Annotated in this window: 15 protein-coding genes; 7 read left to right on the top strand and 8 right to left on the bottom strand. The window is 74.5% G+C overall.

All coding sequences use genetic code 11. The features are described 5' to 3' along the window. Window positions 1–127: 127 nt before the first annotated feature. The gene (locus tag UW392_RS59275; RefSeq protein ID WP_320783805.1) at window positions 128–454 is read right to left on the bottom strand and encodes a hypothetical protein; all 327 of its coding nucleotides are present in this window, start codon (window positions 452–454) and stop codon (window positions 128–130) included. A 359-nt stretch (window positions 455–813) separates the two neighbouring features. Here UW392_RS59275 and UW392_RS59280 point away from each other — a divergent pair, with 359 nt between their 5' ends. Beyond that, window positions 814–1,947, top strand: a complete 1,134-nt coding sequence (locus UW392_RS59280; RefSeq protein ID WP_320783806.1) for a PLP-dependent cysteine synthase family protein — start codon at window positions 814–816, stop codon at window positions 1,945–1,947. A gap of 264 nt (window positions 1,948–2,211) precedes the next feature. Here the strand turns inward: UW392_RS59280 and UW392_RS59285 are convergent, their stop codons facing one another. After that, window positions 2,212–3,042, bottom strand: a complete 831-nt coding sequence (locus tag UW392_RS59285) for a DeoR/GlpR family DNA-binding transcription regulator (RefSeq protein WP_320783807.1) — start codon at window positions 3,040–3,042, stop codon at window positions 2,212–2,214. Between the two features lie 421 nt (window positions 3,043–3,463). Here UW392_RS59285 and UW392_RS59290 point away from each other — a divergent pair, with 421 nt between their 5' ends. Continuing rightward, window positions 3,464–5,773, top strand: coding sequence for a hypothetical protein (locus UW392_RS59290; RefSeq protein WP_320783819.1), 2,310 nt, complete (start codon window positions 3,464–3,466; stop codon window positions 5,771–5,773). Window positions 5,774–5,804: 31 nt separating this feature from the next. Here the strand turns inward: UW392_RS59290 and UW392_RS59295 are convergent, their stop codons facing one another. The 5 genes from UW392_RS59295 to UW392_RS59315 form a co-directional block, all read right to left on the bottom strand. After that, the gene (locus tag UW392_RS59295; RefSeq protein ID WP_320783808.1) at window positions 5,805–8,246 is read right to left on the bottom strand and encodes a right-handed parallel beta-helix repeat-containing protein; all 2,442 of its coding nucleotides are present in this window, start codon (window positions 8,244–8,246) and stop codon (window positions 5,805–5,807) included. Between the two features lie 109 nt (window positions 8,247–8,355). After that, the gene (locus UW392_RS59300) at window positions 8,356–8,961 is read right to left on the bottom strand and encodes a hypothetical protein (protein ID WP_320783809.1); all 606 of its coding nucleotides are present in this window, start codon (window positions 8,959–8,961) and stop codon (window positions 8,356–8,358) included. A 131-nt stretch (window positions 8,962–9,092) separates the two neighbouring features. Then, window positions 9,093–9,926 carry an MOSC domain-containing protein gene (locus UW392_RS59305; protein WP_320783810.1) on the bottom strand — a complete coding sequence of 278 codons (834 nt, stop codon included), beginning with the start codon at window positions 9,924–9,926 and terminating at the stop codon, window positions 9,093–9,095. Window positions 9,927–9,971: 45 nt separating this feature from the next. Further along, complete coding sequence (locus UW392_RS59310) at window positions 9,972–10,478, bottom strand: DUF6643 family protein (RefSeq protein ID WP_320783811.1); 507 nt, start codon at window positions 10,476–10,478, stop codon at window positions 9,972–9,974. A 157-nt stretch (window positions 10,479–10,635) separates the two neighbouring features. Further along, window positions 10,636–11,832 carry a glycosyltransferase gene (locus UW392_RS59315; protein WP_320783812.1) on the bottom strand — a complete coding sequence of 399 codons (1,197 nt, stop codon included), beginning with the start codon at window positions 11,830–11,832 and terminating at the stop codon, window positions 10,636–10,638. 58 nt (window positions 11,833–11,890) lie between these two features. Between UW392_RS59315 and UW392_RS59320 the strand changes: the two genes are divergently transcribed. From UW392_RS59320 to UW392_RS59340, 5 genes are all read left to right on the top strand, one after another. After that, the gene (locus UW392_RS59320) at window positions 11,891–12,679 is read left to right on the top strand and encodes a glutamate racemase (protein ID WP_320783813.1); all 789 of its coding nucleotides are present in this window, start codon (window positions 11,891–11,893) and stop codon (window positions 12,677–12,679) included. Between the two features lie 166 nt (window positions 12,680–12,845). Next, complete coding sequence (locus UW392_RS59325; protein ID WP_320783814.1) at window positions 12,846–13,412, top strand: hypothetical protein; 567 nt, start codon at window positions 12,846–12,848, stop codon at window positions 13,410–13,412. Between the two features lie 116 nt (window positions 13,413–13,528). Continuing rightward, complete coding sequence (gene lnt, locus UW392_RS59330; protein WP_320783815.1) at window positions 13,529–15,142, top strand: apolipoprotein N-acyltransferase; 1,614 nt, start codon at window positions 13,529–13,531, stop codon at window positions 15,140–15,142. Window positions 15,143–15,210: 68 nt separating this feature from the next. Then, complete coding sequence (locus tag UW392_RS59335) at window positions 15,211–15,684, top strand: NUDIX domain-containing protein (RefSeq protein ID WP_320783816.1); 474 nt, start codon at window positions 15,211–15,213, stop codon at window positions 15,682–15,684. A gap of 129 nt (window positions 15,685–15,813) precedes the next feature. Continuing rightward, on the top strand, window positions 15,814–17,544 hold the full coding sequence (locus UW392_RS59340) for a cellulase family glycosylhydrolase (RefSeq protein WP_414497591.1): 1,731 nt from the start codon (window positions 15,814–15,816) through the stop codon (window positions 17,542–17,544). 76 nt (window positions 17,545–17,620) lie between these two features. Here the strand turns inward: UW392_RS59340 and UW392_RS59345 are convergent, their stop codons facing one another. After that, entirely contained in the window at window positions 17,621–18,394 is a 774-nt protein-coding gene (locus UW392_RS59345) for an NADase-type glycan-binding domain-containing protein (RefSeq protein WP_320783818.1), read from the bottom strand. Window positions 18,395–18,708: the final 314 nt, after the last annotated feature.

An 18,708-nucleotide genomic window follows, 5' to 3' on the forward strand; every position in this document is an offset into this window, starting at 1 on the left:
GGCCGCCTGCGGCGGCCGCACCGCGATCCTGCCCGGCGGGCTGGTTCGCAGCGTGATCGCCGGTACACCCAGAGTGACGTGAGTAAAGCGTGACTCAAGGTCTTTCGTCCCGCAACTCGCGGCCCGGTTAGTGGCCGCGCCCCGCCGCCCTGCGCACGGCTTCGATGAAGCGGTGCGCCGCGGGCGGTCCGGGCTGACCCGGAGTGGGGTCGTGCTCGCCGAGGATCAAGGTGTAACGCGTGCCGTTCAGATCGGCCAGCGCCCGATCCTCATGGGCGAACCAGGGTTTGGAGGCGCGCACCGCCTGTACCGGCGCGCTGTCGATCTCGCTGCCGTAGCTGGTGAGCAACTGCAGCCTGCCGTCCTTGATCCGCACCTGTCCGGCCCGGGTGAGTGAGCGCAGCCTCTTGCCGATCCGCACGCCCGTAGCCGTGAACTCCGGCTCCGTCGTCATGTTCTCTCCGCCCCCTTGTGCGAGTCGTGTCGGCTTCAGCTCTCCCGGTGACCCGTGTGGGTCCTGTGCTGTGCACCCCCGTGCGGACCCCGAACTGGCTGCTGGGCCCATGCGGTGAAGTCTGCACGCCCCCGGCGTCGAGCACCAGTGCGCATGGTCGGGACGGGCCGCGGTCGGGGGGCGCGCTGGGGGCACACCGGCCGAATGCGCCCCCATGCGCCCGCGCACCACTCGCCACAGGTGCGCTTTGGGGTCTTCAAAGGGCTGTTTATGCAGGTGAGAAGCGTGCGATGGGTGTCTATGATCGAGGAATCCGACCGTGCGCACCGCCGTCGGCAGTACGTGTGAGGAGCCTCGCGGTGACCATCCCCCAGACGCCCCGGACCGGCCGGATCCTGGACACCCTCGACGTCGACCGCAGCGACGCCGGCTACCGGGAGTGGCTCAAAGAAGCCGTCCGCAGGGTGCAGGCCGACGCGAACCGTTCGGCGGACACGCATCTGCTCCGTTTCCCGCTCCCGGACGGCTGGGACATCGATCTCTACCTCAAGGACGAGTCGACCCACCCCACCGGCAGCCTCAAGCACCGCCTCGCCCGCTCGCTGTTCCTCTACGGGCTGTGCAATGGCTGGATTCGTCCGGACCGCCCGGTGATCGAGGCGTCCAGCGGCTCGACGGCCGTCTCGGAGGCGTACTTCGCGAAGCTGATCGGCGTGCCCTTCATCGCGGTCATGCCACGCACGACGAGCGCCGAGAAGTGCCGACTGATCGAGTTCCACGGAGGCCGGTGCCACTTCGTGGACGACCCGCGCACCATGTACGAGGCGTCCCTCGCCCTGGCGGCGGAGACGGGGGGCCACTACATGGACCAGTTCACCTACGCCGAACGTGCCACGGACTGGCGCGGCAACAACAACATCGCCGAGTCGATCTTCCGTCAGATGGAGCTGGAGCGGTTCCCCGAACCCGCCTGGATCGTCGCCACGGCCGGGACCGGAGGCACCTCGGCGACCATCGCGCGGTACGTGCGCTACAGGCAGTATGACACTCGCATATGCGTCGCGGACCCGGAAAACTCATGTTTCTTCGACGGCTGGGCGGCCGGCGATCCGGACGTCACCTGTGACCGCGGTTCACGGATCGAGGGCATCGGACGGCCCCGCATGGAGCCCAGCTTCGTGACCGGCGTCGTCGACCGGATGATGAGGGTCCCGGACGCGGCGAGCGTGGCGGCCGTACGCGCCCTGCACGGGGCGACCGGCCGCAGGGCGGGCGGCTCCACCGGCACCGGACTGTGGAGCGCCCTGCGGATCGTCGCCGAGATGCGGGCCGAGGGCCGGCGCGGGAGCGTGGTCACCCTGCTGTGCGACCCCGGGGACCGCTACCTCGACAAGTACTACTCCGACGCCTGGCTCGCGGAGCAGGGGCTCGACATCGCGCCGTACACGGCGGCCGTCGGGACGCTCCTGGAGACGGGGGAGTGGCCGGCCTGAGGCAGCGCACGCCCGTCCGGCGGAGCGCACGTGCGCCCGGACCGCGCGATCGGCGGCCGAGCGCACGCACGCCCGTCCGGCGGGGTCTCGGCCGGACGCTCGGCCGGACGCCTCCGGAGAAGGGGGCGGTGGCAGGGCGCGGGACGGCCGGCGCCACCGTACTGCGCCGCGCCGACACCTGTCTTCCCGTCGGCGCCGCTCCCCGTCGGCCGTCGCCGGGGAGGGACCTCCGCCGGGCGGAGCCGGCCGCCGGACGCCGCCGTGTCAGACGCCGCCCGAGGGGCCGGACCCGTCGGCGACCACCAGTTCCCTGAGGTGCTCGGAGACCTCCGCGCGCGCCGCGCCCGGCAGCCCGGAGTCGGTGACCAGCGTGTCGACCTGCTCCAGGGAGGCGAAGGAACTCAGGCCCACCGTGCCCCACTTGGTGTGGTCGGCCACCACGACCACGCGCCGCGCGGACTGCACGAGCCGCCGGTTGGTCTCGGCCTCCGCCAGGTTCGGCGTGGACAGGCCCGCCTCGACCGATATGCCGTGCACACCGAGGAACAGCACGTCGAAGTGGAGCGCGGCGATCGCCTGGTCGGCGACGGGCCCCACGAGGGAGTCCGAGGGGGTGCGGACCCCGCCCGTGAGCACGACCGTCGCCGCACCCGGCCGTTGTCCCGCGGTGCGCTGCGCGGCGTGGAACACGTCCGCCACCCGTACCGAGTTGGTGACCACGGTCAGGTCCGGCACGTCGAGCAGCCGGTGCGCGAGCGCGTACGTCGTCGTCCCCCCGGACAGGGCGATCGCCGCCCCCGGGGCGACCAGACCGGCCGCGGCCCGCGCGATGTCCTCCTTGGCGGACAGCTCCAGACCGGACTTGGCCTCGAACCCGGGCTCGTGCGTGCTCGCCTCGGCCACCGGCACAGCGCCGCCGTGCACCTTCGCGACGGCGCCCTGGCGGGCGAGCGCGTCGAGGTCGCGGCGGACCGTCATGTCGGACACCCCGAGCTTGCGCGTCAGTTCGTTGACCCGGACGCCGCCGCGGCGCCGCACCTCGTCGAGGATCAGGGCACGGCGCTGCTCCGCGAGGAGGTTCTGGTTGTCACTCACGCCCGCTCCGGTCCTTTCGCCCCATGACGCCTCCCGTACCCCCTCCGACGAGGGCATTCCTTCCGTGCCCGGCCCTCGAGGACGTCCCATCCTCGCACGGACGGACAGCCGCCGCGCCACTGCCCGTGTCGACGCGGACACGCCACGCCGGGACGGTCCGCGCGCGAGCCGGTGCCGCGGTACGGGGAGATTCCGTGACCGCAGGTGTAGGCGCCGCCCAGGGGCGGGATCATGTGCGTGCACTGCACGGCTGCCGAGGGCGCGGCACGGGGGAAAGGGCACCACAGTGACACGTGCGGCGGAACACAGAGGGAACGCCACGGACGCCACGGACGCCACGGACGGCGAGGACCCGGAGGGCCCGGTCGGCACGGCACTCGAACTCCTCGTCCACGGCGTGGGCGGCACCACGCCGGAGAAGATGCTCGACGACCCGCGGACCGTACGCGTCACCGGTGACGGCATCGCGGCCGTCTTCCGGCGCATCGACGACGCGGACGCCGAGAGCCGGCCCGAGGACCGCCCCGAGGACCGGCGCGGCAAGCCGGTGCCCGAGGCGTACGTCTGGTGCAACCTGACCTCCGGCAACGGCTCGCGCGCCCTGTGGCTGTTGCTGCTGCCCTTCATGGTGGTCAACCTCGCCCACTGGATGCGCCCCACCACCTCGGGCCGGCGGCGCACCGTGCGCCTCTACGGTCTGCTGGTGCGGCTGGCCGGACTCAGCCTGACCGTGCTGCTGGTGGCCGCCGCCTGCGAGGTCGCCCTCGACCTGGCCGCCTGGCAGTGCGCGGGCACGCCCGCGTGCGCCCGGGACCACACGTGGCTCGGCTTCCTGTCGCCCGACGTGTCCGGCGGCGGCTGGTGGAGCGCGCCCGGCCGCCGGCTCGCCCTGGCCTCCCTGGTCCCGGCCGCGCTCACCGCACTGCTGTGGTACCTGTCCCACCGCACCTGGCGCACGTACGAGTCGCAGCAGCCCATGCGGTACGAGACCGTGCGCGAGGAGGCCGAGCACACGGCGCTGAACCGGCCGGGCTTCTGGTACGGGCGCCGGCTGGTGGCCCGGCTGCGCGCCGCGCACACGGCGGCGGGCTTCCTCACGATCGCGGCGGCGGTGGGCACGTCCGCCGCCCGCCACGACCGCGCACCCGGCGGCCCCGCGCTCCTCGACGTACTGGGCTGGCTGCTGAACGCCGCGCTGGCCGCCGGGGCGGTCGTCGTGGTGGGGGTGGTGTGCCGCCGGGGCCGCAGCGAGAGACGGCTGGACCGGAGGGTGGACCGTGCCCTGGTGCGCCACCTGCCCGCCGCCTCGATCGCCGTGTGGGTCCTGGCCCTGGTGTACGCGGGCTGGTCGCGCCCGGAGTGGACGTCCGCGGGCAGGCTGCCGGGCGACATGACGTTCGGCGGGATCACCCTCGCGCAGAGCCTGCTCGTCGTCGTCCTCGGCGTGGTGGCCCACCTGCTGTACCGCTCGCACCCCGATCCGCGCACCGCGATGCGCGGACTCGCCGGGCCCGCGGTCGCGATGCTGGCCTGCGCGCTCGGCGGGGTGATGACCGGCGGCGTGGCCCAGCGCGTGGCGGACTGGCTCAACGGCACCGGGGACACGGCGGTCCTCGGCCCGCCCGTCCTGCTGACCTGGCAGGCGTCCGTCATCCCGCCGTTGCTGGTGGTGGTCGTGCTGCTCGTCGGCTGGCTGGCCTGGCGCACCGCGGTGCTGCGGCGCCGCGAACTGGCGGCCGTGGAACGCGAGTACGGACTCGAGGTCGAGGCCGAAGGCAGGGGCAGGGGCAGGGGAAAGGCCGCGGCCGGGAAGGACCCTGACGCCGGCCCGACCACCGAGTCCGACGACTCCGAGCGCAGGGACTCCGCCCGCACCCGCCACATCGCCCGCACCCGCGCCATGGCCGCCCTCACCGACCGGGCGCCGCGCATCGTCGGCATCGTCTCCACGGTGACCCTGCTCCTCGGCGTCGGCGCCCTGCTGGGCGCCACGCTGACCGGGAAGGTGCCGGGCGAGGCCGCGCGCGGCACGTACCCCTTCGTCGAGGGCGCCGCGCAGACCGCGCAGGCGCTCGGTTCCTGGCTCATCGGGTTCGGCTTCCTCCTCTTCGTCACCTGGGGCCGCCGCGCCTACAAGGACGCCTCCGCACGGCGCACCATCGGCATCCTCTGGGACGTCGGCACCTTCTGGCCGCGCGCCGCCCACCCCTTCGCCCCGCCCTGCTACGCCGAGCGCGCCGTGCCCGACCTGACCTGGCGCATGGAGACCTGGACGCGCGATACCGGCGGGCGGCTGGTACTCTCCGGGCACTCCCAGGGGAGCGTCCTCGCAGCGGCCGCCGCCTGGCAGTTGTCCCCCGAGGTGCGGGGGAGGATCGCGCTGCTCACCTACGGCTCACCGCTGGAGCGGCTCTACGGCCGCTGGTTCCCGGCCCACTTCGGACCGCACGCGCTCGGCTCCCTGCACCGCGAGATCGACTGCTGGCGCAACCTGTACCGGCACACCGACCCCATCGGCGGGCCGGTGCGCCTGCACGGGGACAGCGGGCCCGAGGTCGACGCCGAGCCGTTCAGGGACCCCCTCGCCTACGGCCGCACCCGCGCCCACCCGCTGCCCGCGCCGGTCCTCGGCCACTCCGACTACCAGGCCGACCCGGCCTTCGCCCGGGAGCGCGAGCGGCTGCTGGACCGGATCGGCCCGGAGGTGCCGGGCCAGCGCGGCGCGGACTGAACGCCGGTGAACCGCGATCCGGCCGGAGCGCTCAGGGCAGTTCCGGCAGGTCCTCCGGGTACAGCAGCGTCAGGTCGTCCGTGCTCGGTTCGGGGAGCTGGGCGACCCGGCCCGCGTGGCGCTCCACCATCGCCTCGAAGGTCTGCCGCGCGGTGCGGCCGTTGCCGAACGCCGGTCCCTTGGGTATCGCCGTGAAGTACTTCAGCAACGCGTCGGGGGCGCCGGGACCGAGCCGGTACTCCTGCTCCTCGGCCTGCTGCTCCACGATCCGCAGCATCTCCTCCGAGCCGTAGTCGCCGAAGGTGATGGTGCGGGAGAAACGGGAGGCGACGCCCGGGTTGACCGAGAGGAACCGCTCCATCTCCGCCGTGTAGCCCGCGACGATGACCACCACCGCCTCCCGGTGGTCCTCCATCAGCTTCACCAGCGTGTCGATGGCCTCCTTGCCGAAGTCGCGGCCCGCGTCCTCCGGTGACAGCGCGTACGCCTCGTCGATGAAGAGCACCCCGCCGCGCGCCCGGTCGAACGCCTCCTGGGTGCGGATCGCGGTCGACCCGATGTGCTCGCCGACCAGGTCCACCCGGGACACCTCCACCAGGTGCCCCTTCTCCAGGACGCCGAGCGAGGCCAGGATCTCGCCGTACAGCCGGGCGACCGTCGTCTTGCCGGTGCCGGGGGAGCCGGTGAAGACCAGGTGACGCCGTACGGAGGCCGCCTTCAGACCCGCCTCGCGGCGGCGCCGGCCCACCTCGATCATGTCGGTCAGGGCCCGCACCTCGCGCTTGACGCTGTCCAGGCCCACCAGCGCGTCGAGCTCGCCGAGGACGTCCGCCGAGGTCCGCGCGGGCTTCTCGGGCTCCGCGGCGGGCACGGCCGTGACCGCCGGCTCGGTGACGCGCGGCGAGGGGACCGTGCTCAGCAGGCCGACGGTCCCCGTCACCGGCTGCGCGACGGGGTCCCGCGGCACGGACGGCCCCGGCCCGATGCCCGCGCTCTCGTCGCTCGCGCAGTCCTCGACGAGGGGCCCGCCCGTGTCACCGGGGCCGCCGTCGGCGAACTCGTAACCGCCGCGCGCACAGCGCTCGGTGCGGCACTTGCGCAAGGTCGCCCGGCAGCCGTCGATGACGTGGAAGCCGTAGCCGCCGCTGCCCGTGACCCGGCAGTGCAGGAAGGAGCCACGCCCTTCCGCCGAGACGTAGAAACCGGCCTCCGCGGGCGAGGTGACCGTGCAGCGCTCGATGGTGGGATCGGCGCCCTTGGTGACGATCACCCCGGTCTGGACCTCGTCCACGGTGCAGCCGGACAGCGTGCCGCCGCTGCCGTGGTCGCGGAACCAGGCGCCCGTCGCGGCCTCCCGGATCCGGCAGTCGTCGAGCTGCGCGGTGGCGCCGTCGCTGACCGACACGGCGGTGTTGCGCACCTGGGAGAGGTCGCTGTCGACGACGTCCACGCGCGAACCCCGGTCGAGCACGAACAGGGCGTCCGGCACGTCGTGCACCCGGCACGCGTCCAGCACCGCCGTCGCGCCGTCGCTGATCCACACCGCGGGGTAGTCGCCCGTGCTGTCGGAGATCTCGCACTGGTTGGCGTCCACGCGGGTGCCCGGGTCCCACACCGAGAGACCGTTGCGCCCGAACCGCTGCACCGTGGTGCGGGTCAGCGTCAGCACGGAACGGGAGCGCAGGTCGACCGCGTTCTCCGGGACGTCGTGGATGCGGCAGTCGGCGAGCGTGAGCACCGCGTCCGTGTCGAGGGTGACGCCGTCCCCGCCGGTGCGGTGCACCTCGCAGTCGGTGAGGTACGCCGAGGCCCGCCCGGTGACCTGCACCCCGGAGCCCCGGACCTCGTACACCTCGCAGCCGACCGCCTCCAGGGAGCTGTTCTCGCCGGCCGCCGACAGACCGACCCCGGAGGCGTGGTGCACCCGGCAGCGCTCGAGGCGGGGGTGGGCGCCGCCGCGGACGGCGACGGCGGCCTGCCCGGCCGCGACCACCTCGCACTCCTCGAACACCCCGCTGCCGCCGTCCACCACGGCGATGCCGACACCGGCGGGGTTGTCCACCGTGCAGCGGCGCACCGTCGGGCGGGCGCCGCCGCGCACCTCGATGCCGGCGGCCGAGCGGGTCACGATCCGTAGGTCGAGCAGTTCGGGTACGCCCTCCTCGACGAGCACCGCGGGCGCCGCCGAGTCCTGTCCCTCCACGTGCAGGTCCTGCACCACGGCGGAGGCGCGCACGGTCAGCGGCACCCCGTCCGCCGGGGCGAGGCGCACGGAGCCGGGCGCGCCCTCCGGGCCGCGCAGGGTCACCGCCCGGTCCAGCACGAGGTTCTCCCGGTAGGTGCCGGGGGCGACGGTGAGCACGTCGCCGTCGCCCGCCGCCTCGAGGGCCGCGGCGAGGGAGGCGTACTCGCCCGTGCGGCGCCGCCACCGCGATGTGCCGGTGTGCGTCACCTGGACCATGCCCTGTGCCATGGTGCTGCTCTGCCCCCACCTCGTCGAACGCGGGTCGATTGCCGAAGAGTTCGGCCGGTCCACCGTAGCGTGCGCGGAGCGGGGAAGTTGACCAGAGCCACCGGGCCGCTCAGCTGCCGGTGCCCGTCCTGCCCCAGTCCGGGCCGGCCCCGTGCCATGCCTGGTCCCAACGGGCGTAGCGGCGCCGGAGCAGGTGCCGGACGACCAGCCGCCGGACGCCCTCGGCGGCCGCCGCCGCGCCCAGCGCCGCGCCGACCCCGGCCAGCACGGCGTGCGCCGTCGCGGTGCCGGTGTCCAGCGGGCGGGCCACGGGACGGCCGCCCCCGTCCGTCCACAGGGTGAACCGGTCGCCCGGACGGGGGTCCACCAGGGTCGCCCCGACCGTGCCGTGCCGCTCGGTGCCGTCCGGGGCGGTCCAGTCGGCGACGACGCGGCTGTTCCGGTCGCCGGCGGGCGCGGTCTCGGGGTTCAGCTCCAGCGGGGAGCGTGGGTGCTTCCCGACGACGGTGGCCGTCACCTCGTGGCGGGCCCGGTGCTGCTCCCGCACGGACCGCTGCAGGGCGTCCTGGGCGGCCGCCCCGACGACGGCGCCCACCAGGGGCGCGGCCACGACGATCAGCACGAGGACCGCGCAGGCCAGCCAGGCCTCGACCAGGTCCGTCGTGCGGCGCAGCGGATTGTGCCGCCAGCGCCAGAGCCCACCGATCGCTCGCACCGTCCGCACCCCCTTCCGCGTCGGTGATGACCCCGGGCGGGGCCGTTCACGCGCGAAGGCGGGGAAGAGAGAGCCACATCACCCCGTGACGAGATCACTCCCGCCCCACCACGTACTCCGGGCCCTTCACGTCACTCGAGGGACTGGAGGACACGGACCGGGTCACCGACGCGGACCGTGCCGCCGGTCTCCGGTATCAGGTTCTGCCCGAACGCCGGCGCGCCGCCGAAGCGGCGGTGGCGCCCCAGCGTCCGCAACGGCTCCCGGCCGCGCTCGGCGGTGTCCTGGTCGACGGTGGTCACGACGCACCGCCCGCACATCTTGACGACCCGGAAGACGGCCTCGCCGATCGCTATGCGGCGCCAGGAGTCCTCGGCCCAGGCGGTGGTGCCCGCCACGACCACACTCGGCCGGAAGCGGTTCATGGGCAGCGGGCCCTCCTCGGGGAACTCCCCCCGCGCCACCAGCGAGTTGAGGGCGTCGAGCGAGGCCAAGGCGGTGAGCAGCAGCGGGTAGCCGTCGGCGAAGCTCACGGTCTCGCCCGGACGCCCGTACTCCGGGTCGACGGGGCGGCGCGTGGCGGGGTCGTCGAGGTGGACCAGACGCACGTCGGTCCCCAGGTAGTCGCTGCACCAGGCGTGCGCCGCGCCGTCGGCGAGCACCCCCTCCACCTTCTCCCCGGAGATCCGCACCGTCGTCGTCCCCACCGGCTCGGGCACGTCGACGACGAGCGGCGCACGGCCGGGCGCGGACAGCACGAGGCCGCCACCGGGCGACGGCTCGGCGGCGGCCAGGGCCAGGCGCGGGTGAGGGCGCTGGGTGACGACCCCGCCCGCTCCGTCGACCAGCACCCAACGCCGGTCGCCCGCCAGCCCCCAGGGCTCCACCGCGGCCTCGGCGGGCGCGATGCCCCGGACCGCCTTCAGCGGGTGGACGTGGATCGAGTGCAGCGTCGGGTTCCCCATGCGGTCATCCTGCCCGACGGCACGGACACTCCCGTGCGGAACAGGTCAGTAGCCGCGGTACTGCTGCCCGTTGTACTGGTCCTGGTACGGCGCCGGGGCGGGGCGGGGAGCCGCGGGCCGCATCGCCTCGTACCCCGCGCCGGCCGCCATCGGGCGGGGCGGCTGCGGCTGCTGGACGCCGGGGTAACCGCGCGGGCCCGCGGGCTGCTGCGGGATGTAGGCGGTCGGCGCCTGGTGCAGCGGGGCGGGTGCGGGCGCGGGCATCTGCATCTGCATCTGCACGGGCATGGGCTGCTGGGTCTGCGGGTAGCCGTACGCGGGAGCGGGCTGGGACGGGCCGGCCGGCAGCGCGGGCAGGGCGGACGGGAGCGCGGGGAGATTGGCGCCCGGCGCGGGGAAGTTGCCGCTCGGCATGTCGTACGCCGCGGGGACTCGGATCGGGGCGATCTGCGGGGTGCCCCGCTCGGCCACGAGGGAGTCGTAGATGGGGGTGTCCGGGAAGGACGAGGCGGAGTAGTAACCGCCGCCATAGGTGGAGCGGGGGGAGGTCATGACACATAAGTAAAGCCCACGATGTGCTGGTTGGGGAGACCGATAAGAGGGTTGTTTCGTGTGTGCGCAGTGACGCTCGCCCCCCAATGTGAGCGAAGGTGAAGAAAAGGGGCGTCAGGGTGCGTTCAAATCGTGTAAAGGGCGAGTACCGGGCGGGTTACCGGGAGTTGGACGGCGGCCCCGGCGCGGGACGCGCGTAGGTACGGCCCTTCCACGCCGCGCCCACCCCCTTGTGGTGCCGTACCGCGGAGTCCACCGTCATCAGCAGGTAGAGCAGCGCGGTGAACGGCAGCAGCGGCGCGAGCCACGGCGGCTGCCGGTAGTGACGGAGCATCGGCACGTAGGTCGCCGCCATCAGCAGCCACGCGGCCCCGCCGGCGAGGGCCGCCGCGCCGTCCGGACCACCGGGACCGTCCGGGACGACACCCGCCACGAGGGACACCGGCGGCACCAGGTAGACCAGCGCGAGCCCGGCCACGGTGCCGGCGAGCAGCGCCGGGCTGTGCCGCAGCTGGGCGTACGCGCTGCGCGCCACCATGTCCCACAGGTCGCGCAGCCGCGGATACGGCCGCACACTGTCCACCCGCTCCGCGAGGCCCAGCCAGATGTGGCCGCCACCGCGCTTGACGGCCCGCGCGAGCGCCACGTCGTCGATGACCGACTGGCGGATGGCCTCCGGGACACCGGCCCGCGTCGCGGCGTCCGCGCGCAGCAGGACGCACCCGCCGGCCGCGGCCGCCGTCCGCGCACCCCGGACACCGATCCGGCGGAACGGGTACAGCTGCGCGAAGAAGTAGACGAAGGCGGGCACGACGAGCCGCTCCCAGGTACTCGCGACGCGCAGCCGGGCCATCTGTGAGACGAGGTCGTAGCCGCCGGTGCGCGCCGCGGCCACCAGCTCCCGCAGGCTGTCCGGCGCGTGCGCGATGTCCGCGTCCGTCAGCAGCAGGTACTCGGGTCCCCGCGCACGTGCCAGGCCGATGCCGTGCCGCACGGCCCAGAGCTTGCCCGTCCAGTCCGCGGGCGGCTCGCCGGGGGAGGAGACGGTGAGCGGCAGGCCGCCGTGGCGGCGGGCGAGGCCGCGGGCCAGCTCCCCGGTGCCGTCCGTGCTGCCGTCGTCGACCAGGAAGACCTCCGCGCGGCCCGGGTAGTCCTGGGTCAGCAGGGAGGGGAGGCTCATCGGCAGCACGGCCGCCTCGTCCCGCGCGGGGACGACGACACAGACGGAAGGCCAGTCCTCCGGCTCCCGGCGCGGCGGCAGCCGCACGTCGGTGCGCCAGAAGAAGCCCTGGCAGAGCAGCAGCCAGAGCCAGGCGGCGAGTGATCCGGCGGCGGTCCACGCGAGGGCGCTCACCCCCCGCAGTCTGCCCCACGGCGGCGGCGCACCGGCGCGGATCGACTATCGTGACCGGGTGAAGATCGCGCTCATGGACTCTGGAATCGGGCTCCTCCCGGCCGCCGCCGCGGTACGCCGTCTGCGGCCCGACGCCGACCTGGTGCTCTCCTCGGACCCGGACAGCATGCCCTGGGGACCCCGTACCCCCGAGGACCTGACCGTGCACGCCCTCGCCGTCGCCGAGGCCGCCGCCGCGTACCGGCCCGACGCGCTGATCGTCGCCTGCAACACCGCCTCCGTGCACGCCCTGCCCGCCCTGCGGGCCCGCCTGGAACCGGGCCTGCCCGTCATCGGCACGGTCCCCGCGATCAAGCCGGCCGCGGCGGGCGGCGGGCCCGTCGCGATCTGGGCGACGCCGGCCACCACCGGCAGCCCCTACCAGCGCGGCCTCATCCAGGAGTTCGCCTCCTCGGCGCACGTCACCGAGGTGGCCTGCCACGGACTGGCCGAAGCGGTCCAGCACGCGGACGAGCGGGCCGTCGACGCCGCGATAGCCGCGGCGGCCGCCCGCACCCCGGCCGATGTCAGGGCCGTCGTCCTGGGCTGCACCCATTACGAGCTGGTCGCCGAGCGCATCCGCGCGGCGGTGCAGCGGCCCGGTCTCCCGCCGCTCGTCCTGCACGGCTCCGCCGGCGCGGTGGCCGCCCAGGCGCTGCGCCGGATCGGTGCGCGCCCCGGCGCCGACACCGACGCCGCCCCCGGCCTCACGGTGCTCCTCGGCGGCCGGGAGGCCGAGCTGCCCTCGTCCGCGCTGGCCTACGAGGAGGGGCGCTCCCTGCGGGCGGTCAGCGGCAGCGCCCGCTGAACCGGCCGGGGGGTACGGCGCGGGAGCCGCGCCACGGAACACCCGGCCCGGCACCTCCCCGGGCCGCTCCCGCAGGTCCGGGCACTTCCCGCCCCTGCCGCCCGCCCGGCCCCCGCGCCCACGCGACCGGATGTCCGCGCCGCGGAACGTGAGTAGTCTCGGAGGTATGAGGGAGTACTCCCACGGCGACGAGGGCACCCCCGAAGACGCCGGCGTCGCCCGCAGCGAGGTCTGGACCGGCCGCGCCAGGAACCGCGGGCAGTGGCTGCTGGCCCTGGGCGGTGCCGCCTGCATGGCCCTGGGCATCGAACTGGCCGTCGACTCCGCGTGGACGTCGGGCGTCGCCCCGCTCGCCATGTCGGTCGTCGGCTGCATCGCGGCGGGGCTGCTCGCCCTCTACGGCACGCTCGCCTTCGTGCACGTCGCCGTGAAGGTCCACGAGGACTTCCTCGAGGTGCGCTGCGGACACATCGGTGTGCCGCGCTGCCGCATCCCCTTCTCCCAGGTGGCCGGTGTCGACTTCGCGCCGAGCGTCACCCCCCGTCACTGGGGCGGCTGGGGCTACCGCTGGCGGCCCGGGAAGGGCACCGCGGTCGTCGTCCGGCGCGGCGAGGCCGTGGTGCTGCGGCTCTGGGACGGCCACACGTTCACCATCACGGTGGACGACGCGGAGGCCGCCGTACGGATCATCCGTGACCGGCTGCGGCGGGCGGCGTCCGGCGCGGCGGGCTGAACCCCGTCCCGGCCGTGACGATCGCCGGCCCGCTCCTCCCGCCCCGTCCGGGGTCCCGTCGCGGCCGGCCGGACGGCGCTGCCGGTGCCCAGGTCACGCGCCGTAGACTCCCTGGGGTGACCGCCACCGCAACACCCGTACGTGAGCCCGGCCCGTCCGGCTCCCCGTCCGCGCCCGCGTCGCGCGCGGCCCGGCTGGCGCGCCGGCTCGTGCCCGCCGTCCTGGCCGCGCTGTCGGGAGTGCTGCTGTACGTCAGCTTCCCGCCGCGCACCCTGTGGTGGCTGGCCGTGCCGGCCTTCGCCCTCTTCGGCCGGGTCCTGCGCAGCCGCACCTGGAAGGCGGGCCTGGGACTGGGCTACCTCTTCGGCCTCGGATTCCTGCTGCCGCTGCTGGTGTGGACCGGTGTGGAGGTGGGCTCCGGCGTGTGGCTGGCGCTCGCGTTCGTCGAGGCGGTGTTCGTCGCGCTGGTCGGCGCGGGGGTCGCGGCGGTCTCGCGGCTGCCCGGGTGGCCCGTGTGGGCCGCGGCCGTGTGGATCGCGGGGGAGGGGGCACGCGCGCGCGTGCCGTTCGGCGGCTTCCCCTGGGGCAAGGTCGCCTTCGGGCAGGCGGACGGCGGGTTCCTGCCGCTGGCCGCGCTCGGCGGCACCCCGGTGCTCGGCTTCGCGGTCGTGCTGTGCGGCTTCGGGCTGTACGAGGCGGTGCGCCTCGCCGTCGAGCGGCGGCGCACCGGCGCCGTACGGCGGGCCACGGCGGCGGTGGCGCTGCTCAGCGTGACCGTGCCCGTGGCGGGCGCCCTCGCGGCGCGGGGCCTGGTGAGCGACGAAGCGGAGGACGGCACCGCCACCGTCGCCGTGATCCAGGGCAACGTTCCGCGCGCGGGGCTCGGCTTCAACGCCCAGCGGCGTGCCGTGCTCGACTATCACGCCAAGGAGACCCAGCGCCTGGCCGCCGAGGTGAGGGCGGGCAAGGCGGCGCGGCCGGACTTCGTGCTGTGGCCGGAGAACTCCTCCGACATCGACCCGTTCACCAACAGCGACGCGTACGAGATCATCGACGCCGCCGCCAAGGCGATCGGCGCCCCCATATCCGTCGGCGGAGTCGTCCAGCGGGACGGCGGGCTCTACAACGAGCAGATCCTGTGGGACCCGGAGAAGGGCCCCCTCGACACCTACGACAAGCGGCAGATCCAGCCCTTCGGCGAGTACATGCCGCTGCGCTCGCTGGTCGGCGCGATCAACGACGAGTGGACCTCCATGATCCGCCAGGACTTCAGCCGCGGCACCGAGGCCAAGGTGTTCGAGCTGAACGGCACCGGGGTCGGCCTCGCCACCTGCTACGAGGCCGCCTTCGACTCGGTGGTGCGCGACACCGTCCGCGAGGGCGCCCAGATGATCTCGGTGCCCAGCAACAACGCCACCTTCGACCGCAGCGAGATGACCTACCAGCAGCTCGCCATGTCCCGGGTCCGCGCCGTCGAGCACAGTCGCACCGTGACCGTGCCGGTGACCAGCGGTGTCAGTGCGGTGATCATGCCGGACGGGGAGGTCACGCAGCGGACGGGGATGTTCGTCGCCGACTCCCTGGTGCAAGAGGTGCCGCTGCGCTCCTCCGAGACCCCCGCGACCCGGCTGGGGGCGCTGCCCGAGGTACTGCTGGTGCTCGTCGCGGCGGGCGGGCTCGGCTGGGCCGTCGCGGCGGGAGTGCGCGGACGGCGCGCCGGGGGCGTGTGACCGTACGCCGCTCGTGCGCGGTCCGGAACGCGCCGGGGCGGCGGGGCGGGCCGCGTTAGGGTCGTCCCATGGCCATCCCCGACTTCCTCCGCGACCTCCGCGCCACCGCCGGACACCAGCTGCTCTGGCTGCCCGGCGTCACCGCCCTGGTCTTCGACGACCAGGGCAGGGTGCTGCTCAACCGCCGGTCCGACACCCGCAGGTGGGCGGTGATCGGCGGCATACCGGAGCCGGGGGAGCAGCCGGCGGCCTGCGCGGTACGGGAGGTCTTCGAGGAGACGGCCGTGCGGTGCGTCGTCGAGCGGGTCGTCCTCGTACAGGCGCTCGACCCCGTGCGCTACGACAACGGCGACGTCTGCCAGTACATGGACATCACCGTGCGCTGCCGGGCCGTCGGCGGTGAGGCGCGGGTGAACGACGACGAGTCGCTGGAGGTCGGGTGGTTCGCGGTGGACGCGCTGCCGGAGCTCGACGAGTTCGGGCTGCTGCGGATCAAGCAGGCCCTGGCCGACGGGCCGACCTGGTTCGACCCCGCGACTTGACTCGGTTAGACCCCGCGACCTGATCCGGTTCACCGCCGCGACCTGAGAAGGGAAGCCCCCGTGTCTTGACGTGCACCTGGCATGGTGGGTTCATGGGAGCGCTCCCATCAGTTCCCATCCGTTGATGCCATGTTTCTTGGCGCTCACTTGTCAGGAGTCGCAGTGAGACCGACGAGAAGAAGCACGACACGAAGAGCGGCGCGGAGTCGCCCCCTGGCAGGACTGCTGACCGGGCTGGTCGCCGCCATGACCCTCGCCGTCCTCGGGGTGCTCTGCCCGGCCGTCGCCCAGGCCCGGGTGCAGGCCGAGCCGCCCGGCGCCGCCGCCACCGGCCTGCACATCAGCGACGGCCGTCTGGTGGAGGGCAACGGCAACGACTTCGTCATGCGCGGCGTCAACCACGCCCACACCTGGTACCCGGGCGAGACGCAGTCGCTGGCCGACATCAAGGCGCTCGGCGCCAACTCCGTCCGCGTCGTCCTCGGCAGCGGCCAGCGCTGGGCCGCGAACAGCCCCGCGGACGTGGCGAACGTGATCGCCCAGTGCAAGGCCAACCGGCTCATCTGCGTGCTGGAGGTGCACGACACCACCGGCTACGGCGAGGAGGCCGCCGCGGCCACGCTCGACCAGGCCGCCGACTACTGGATCGGCCTGAAGAACGTGCTGGCCGGCCAGGAGGACTACGTCATCGTCAACATCGGCAACGAGCCCTGGGGCAACACCGCCCCCGAGGGCTGGACCGCCCCCACCGTCGCGGCCGTCGAGAAGCTGCGCGCCGCCGGGTTCGAGCACACGATCATGGTGGACGCGCCCAACTGGGGCCAGGACTGGCAGGGCGTCATGCGGGCCAACGCGCAGACCGTGTACGACGCCGACCCCACCGGCAACCTGATCTTCTCGATCCACATGTACAGCGTCTACAGCACGGCCCAGGCGATCAACGACTACCTGGACGCCTTCGTCGACGCCGGACTGCCCCTCCTCATCGGCGAGTTCGGCGGGCCCGCCGACCAGTGGGGCGACCCGGACGAGGACACCATGATGGCCGCCGCCGAGCGCCTCGACCTCGGGTACCTGGCCTGGTCCTGGAGCGGCAACACCGACCCGATCCTGGACCTGGCGATCGACTTCGACCCGAGCCGGCTCAGCTCCTGGGGGCAGCGCATCTTCCACGGCGCGAACGGCATCGCGCAGACCGCCCGGGAGGCCACCGTCTTCGGGGGCGGCGGCCCCGGCGACACCCAGGCCCCGACGCGCCCCGGCACCCCCACCGCCTCCGCCGTGGCGGCCACCTCCCTCACCCTCTCCTGGACCGCCTCCACCGACAACACCGGCGTCACCGGCTACGACGTCGTCCGCGTCAGCGGCGGCACCGAGACCGCGGCCGCCTCCGCCACCACCAACCGGGTCACCCTGACCGGCCTCACCGCCGGCACCGCGTACACCTTCGCCGTGTACGCGCGGGACGCGGCGGGCAACCGCTCGGCCCGCTCGGCCACCGTGAACGTCACCACCCAGCCGGGCGGGGGCACCCCCGGTACGGCCTGCTCCGTCGGGTACCGCGTCACGGGCGAGTGGCCGGGCGGCTTCCAGGGGGAGATCACCATCCGCAACACCGGCACCGCCGCCGTCAACGGCTGGACGCTCGGCTTCACCTTCCCGAGCGGCCAGACCGTCACCAACATGTGGGGCGGGACGCCCACGCAGAACGGTGGGGCGGTGAGCGTCGCCGCCGCCTCCTACACCTCGGCCGTCCCGGTGAACGGCACCGTCACGGTCGGCTTCACCGGCAGCAGGGGCGCCGCGAACACCGCTCCGGCCGCCTTCACCCTCAACGGCACCACCTGCGCCATCTCCTGACCGGCTCCCGGCGCCGGCCCGACGGGGCCGGCGCCGGGCACGCCGGGTTCCTCGGTGACCGGTGACACGGGTGGGGTCAGCCCCTGCGGAAGAACTCCACCTCGCCCAGCGCCAGATGGCGGCCCTCGGTCAGGTCGACGGGCGAGCGCAGGACCAGGCGCACGCTCGTCACGTCACTGATCCCGGCCTGGACGGGCTGTTCGCCCGCCCTGTCGCCCAGGGTGAGTTCCTCGCGGTGCACCGTGCCGTCCTCCGTGGTCACCTCCAGGTCCATCCGGGTCGCCCGTGCCTGGCTGTCATACTCCTCCGGAGAGGCCGACGCGCCGTTGGTGATGATCAGGTCGACCAGCCGGAACGGCTCGCCGAAGGTGTACGTGACCGAGGCGCCCGGTGCGGGCGCGCCCCAGTAGCGGTTGCTCCGCCCGTCGGTGGTGTTCGTCGCCGGGTGTCCGGGGACCTCGGCGCTCGCCCGGACGCCCACCGGGGTCACGGGCCGGGGATCGCCGCCCAGCTTGTCCAGGGTGTCCTCGTACAGGTCGCGCGCGGCCGGCAGCAGCAGGTAGCCGCCCGCGCACAGGGCCACGACCACGGCCAGGATCACCAGGAACCGTACGGCCCGGCCCGAACTCGCCCGCACCCGGCGGCGGAAGGGCCACACGGTCCGCCACCACGGCAGCGGAGCGGGCCGCGCGGCCGGGTTCAGCGCGGTCGCGCAGCGCCGGCAGAAGCGGCGCCCCGGCGGGTTCGGCGTGCCGCAGACGGGGCAGGGCGTGCCCGCCACCTCGTCCGGCGCCGTCGAGGGGCGTACGACGGGGCGCGGGGCCACCGGCTTCCCGGGGCGCACCGGCATGACGGGGCCCGGCGTGCCGGGTGCCGACGCGTCGGGAGGCGACGTTGCCGGGACCGGAGTGGCCGGGGTGGCCGGAGGCCGGGGCCCCGGTGCGTTCCGGGTGGCCGGAGCGGGTGGGGCACCGGACGTCTCCGGTGCCGGGCCGGAGGGAGCCCGGTCGGGGCCGGTACGGGGCGGGGGGGCCGCGGGTGCCTCCGGGCCGGGAGCCGTGTCATGGCCGGGACGGGAGCCCGTGGCCGGCGGAGTGGCCGGCGGATCGTCCGCCGCCCGTGCCGTGCCGCGGTCGTGGCCCGTCAGCCGGGCGCGCAGGGATG

Source organism: Streptomyces sp. CRN 30 (assembly GCF_034105845.1).

What these genes read in the sequence shown, in the direction of transcription:
- UW392_RS59305 (WP_320783810.1), bottom strand. Translation starts at nt 9,926, where the DNA reads ATGGGGAACCCGACGCTGCACTCGATCCACGTCCACCCGCTGAAGGCG.
- UW392_RS59310 (WP_320783811.1), bottom strand. Translation starts at nt 10,478, where the DNA reads ATGACCTCCCCCCGCTCCACCTATGGCGGCGGTTACTACTCCGCCTCG.
- UW392_RS59345 (WP_320783818.1), bottom strand. Translation starts at nt 18,394, where the DNA reads ATGCCGGTGCGCCCCGGGAAGCCGGTGGCCCCGCGCCCCGTCGTACGC.
- UW392_RS59290 (WP_320783819.1), top strand. Translation starts at nt 3,464, where the DNA reads ATGCTCGACGACCCGCGGACCGTACGCGTCACCGGTGACGGCATCGCG.
- UW392_RS59295 (WP_320783808.1), bottom strand. Translation starts at nt 8,246, where the DNA reads ATGGCACAGGGCATGGTCCAGGTGACGCACACCGGCACATCGCGGTGG.
- UW392_RS59325 (WP_320783814.1), top strand. Translation starts at nt 12,846, where the DNA reads ATGAGGGAGTACTCCCACGGCGACGAGGGCACCCCCGAAGACGCCGGC.
- UW392_RS59335 (WP_320783816.1), top strand. Translation starts at nt 15,211, where the DNA reads ATGGCCATCCCCGACTTCCTCCGCGACCTCCGCGCCACCGCCGGACAC.
- UW392_RS59340 (WP_414497591.1), top strand. Translation starts at nt 15,814, where the DNA reads ATGTTTCTTGGCGCTCACTTGTCAGGAGTCGCAGTGAGACCGACGAGA.
- UW392_RS59275 (WP_320783805.1), bottom strand. Translation starts at nt 454, where the DNA reads ATGACGACGGAGCCGGAGTTCACGGCTACGGGCGTGCGGATCGGCAAG.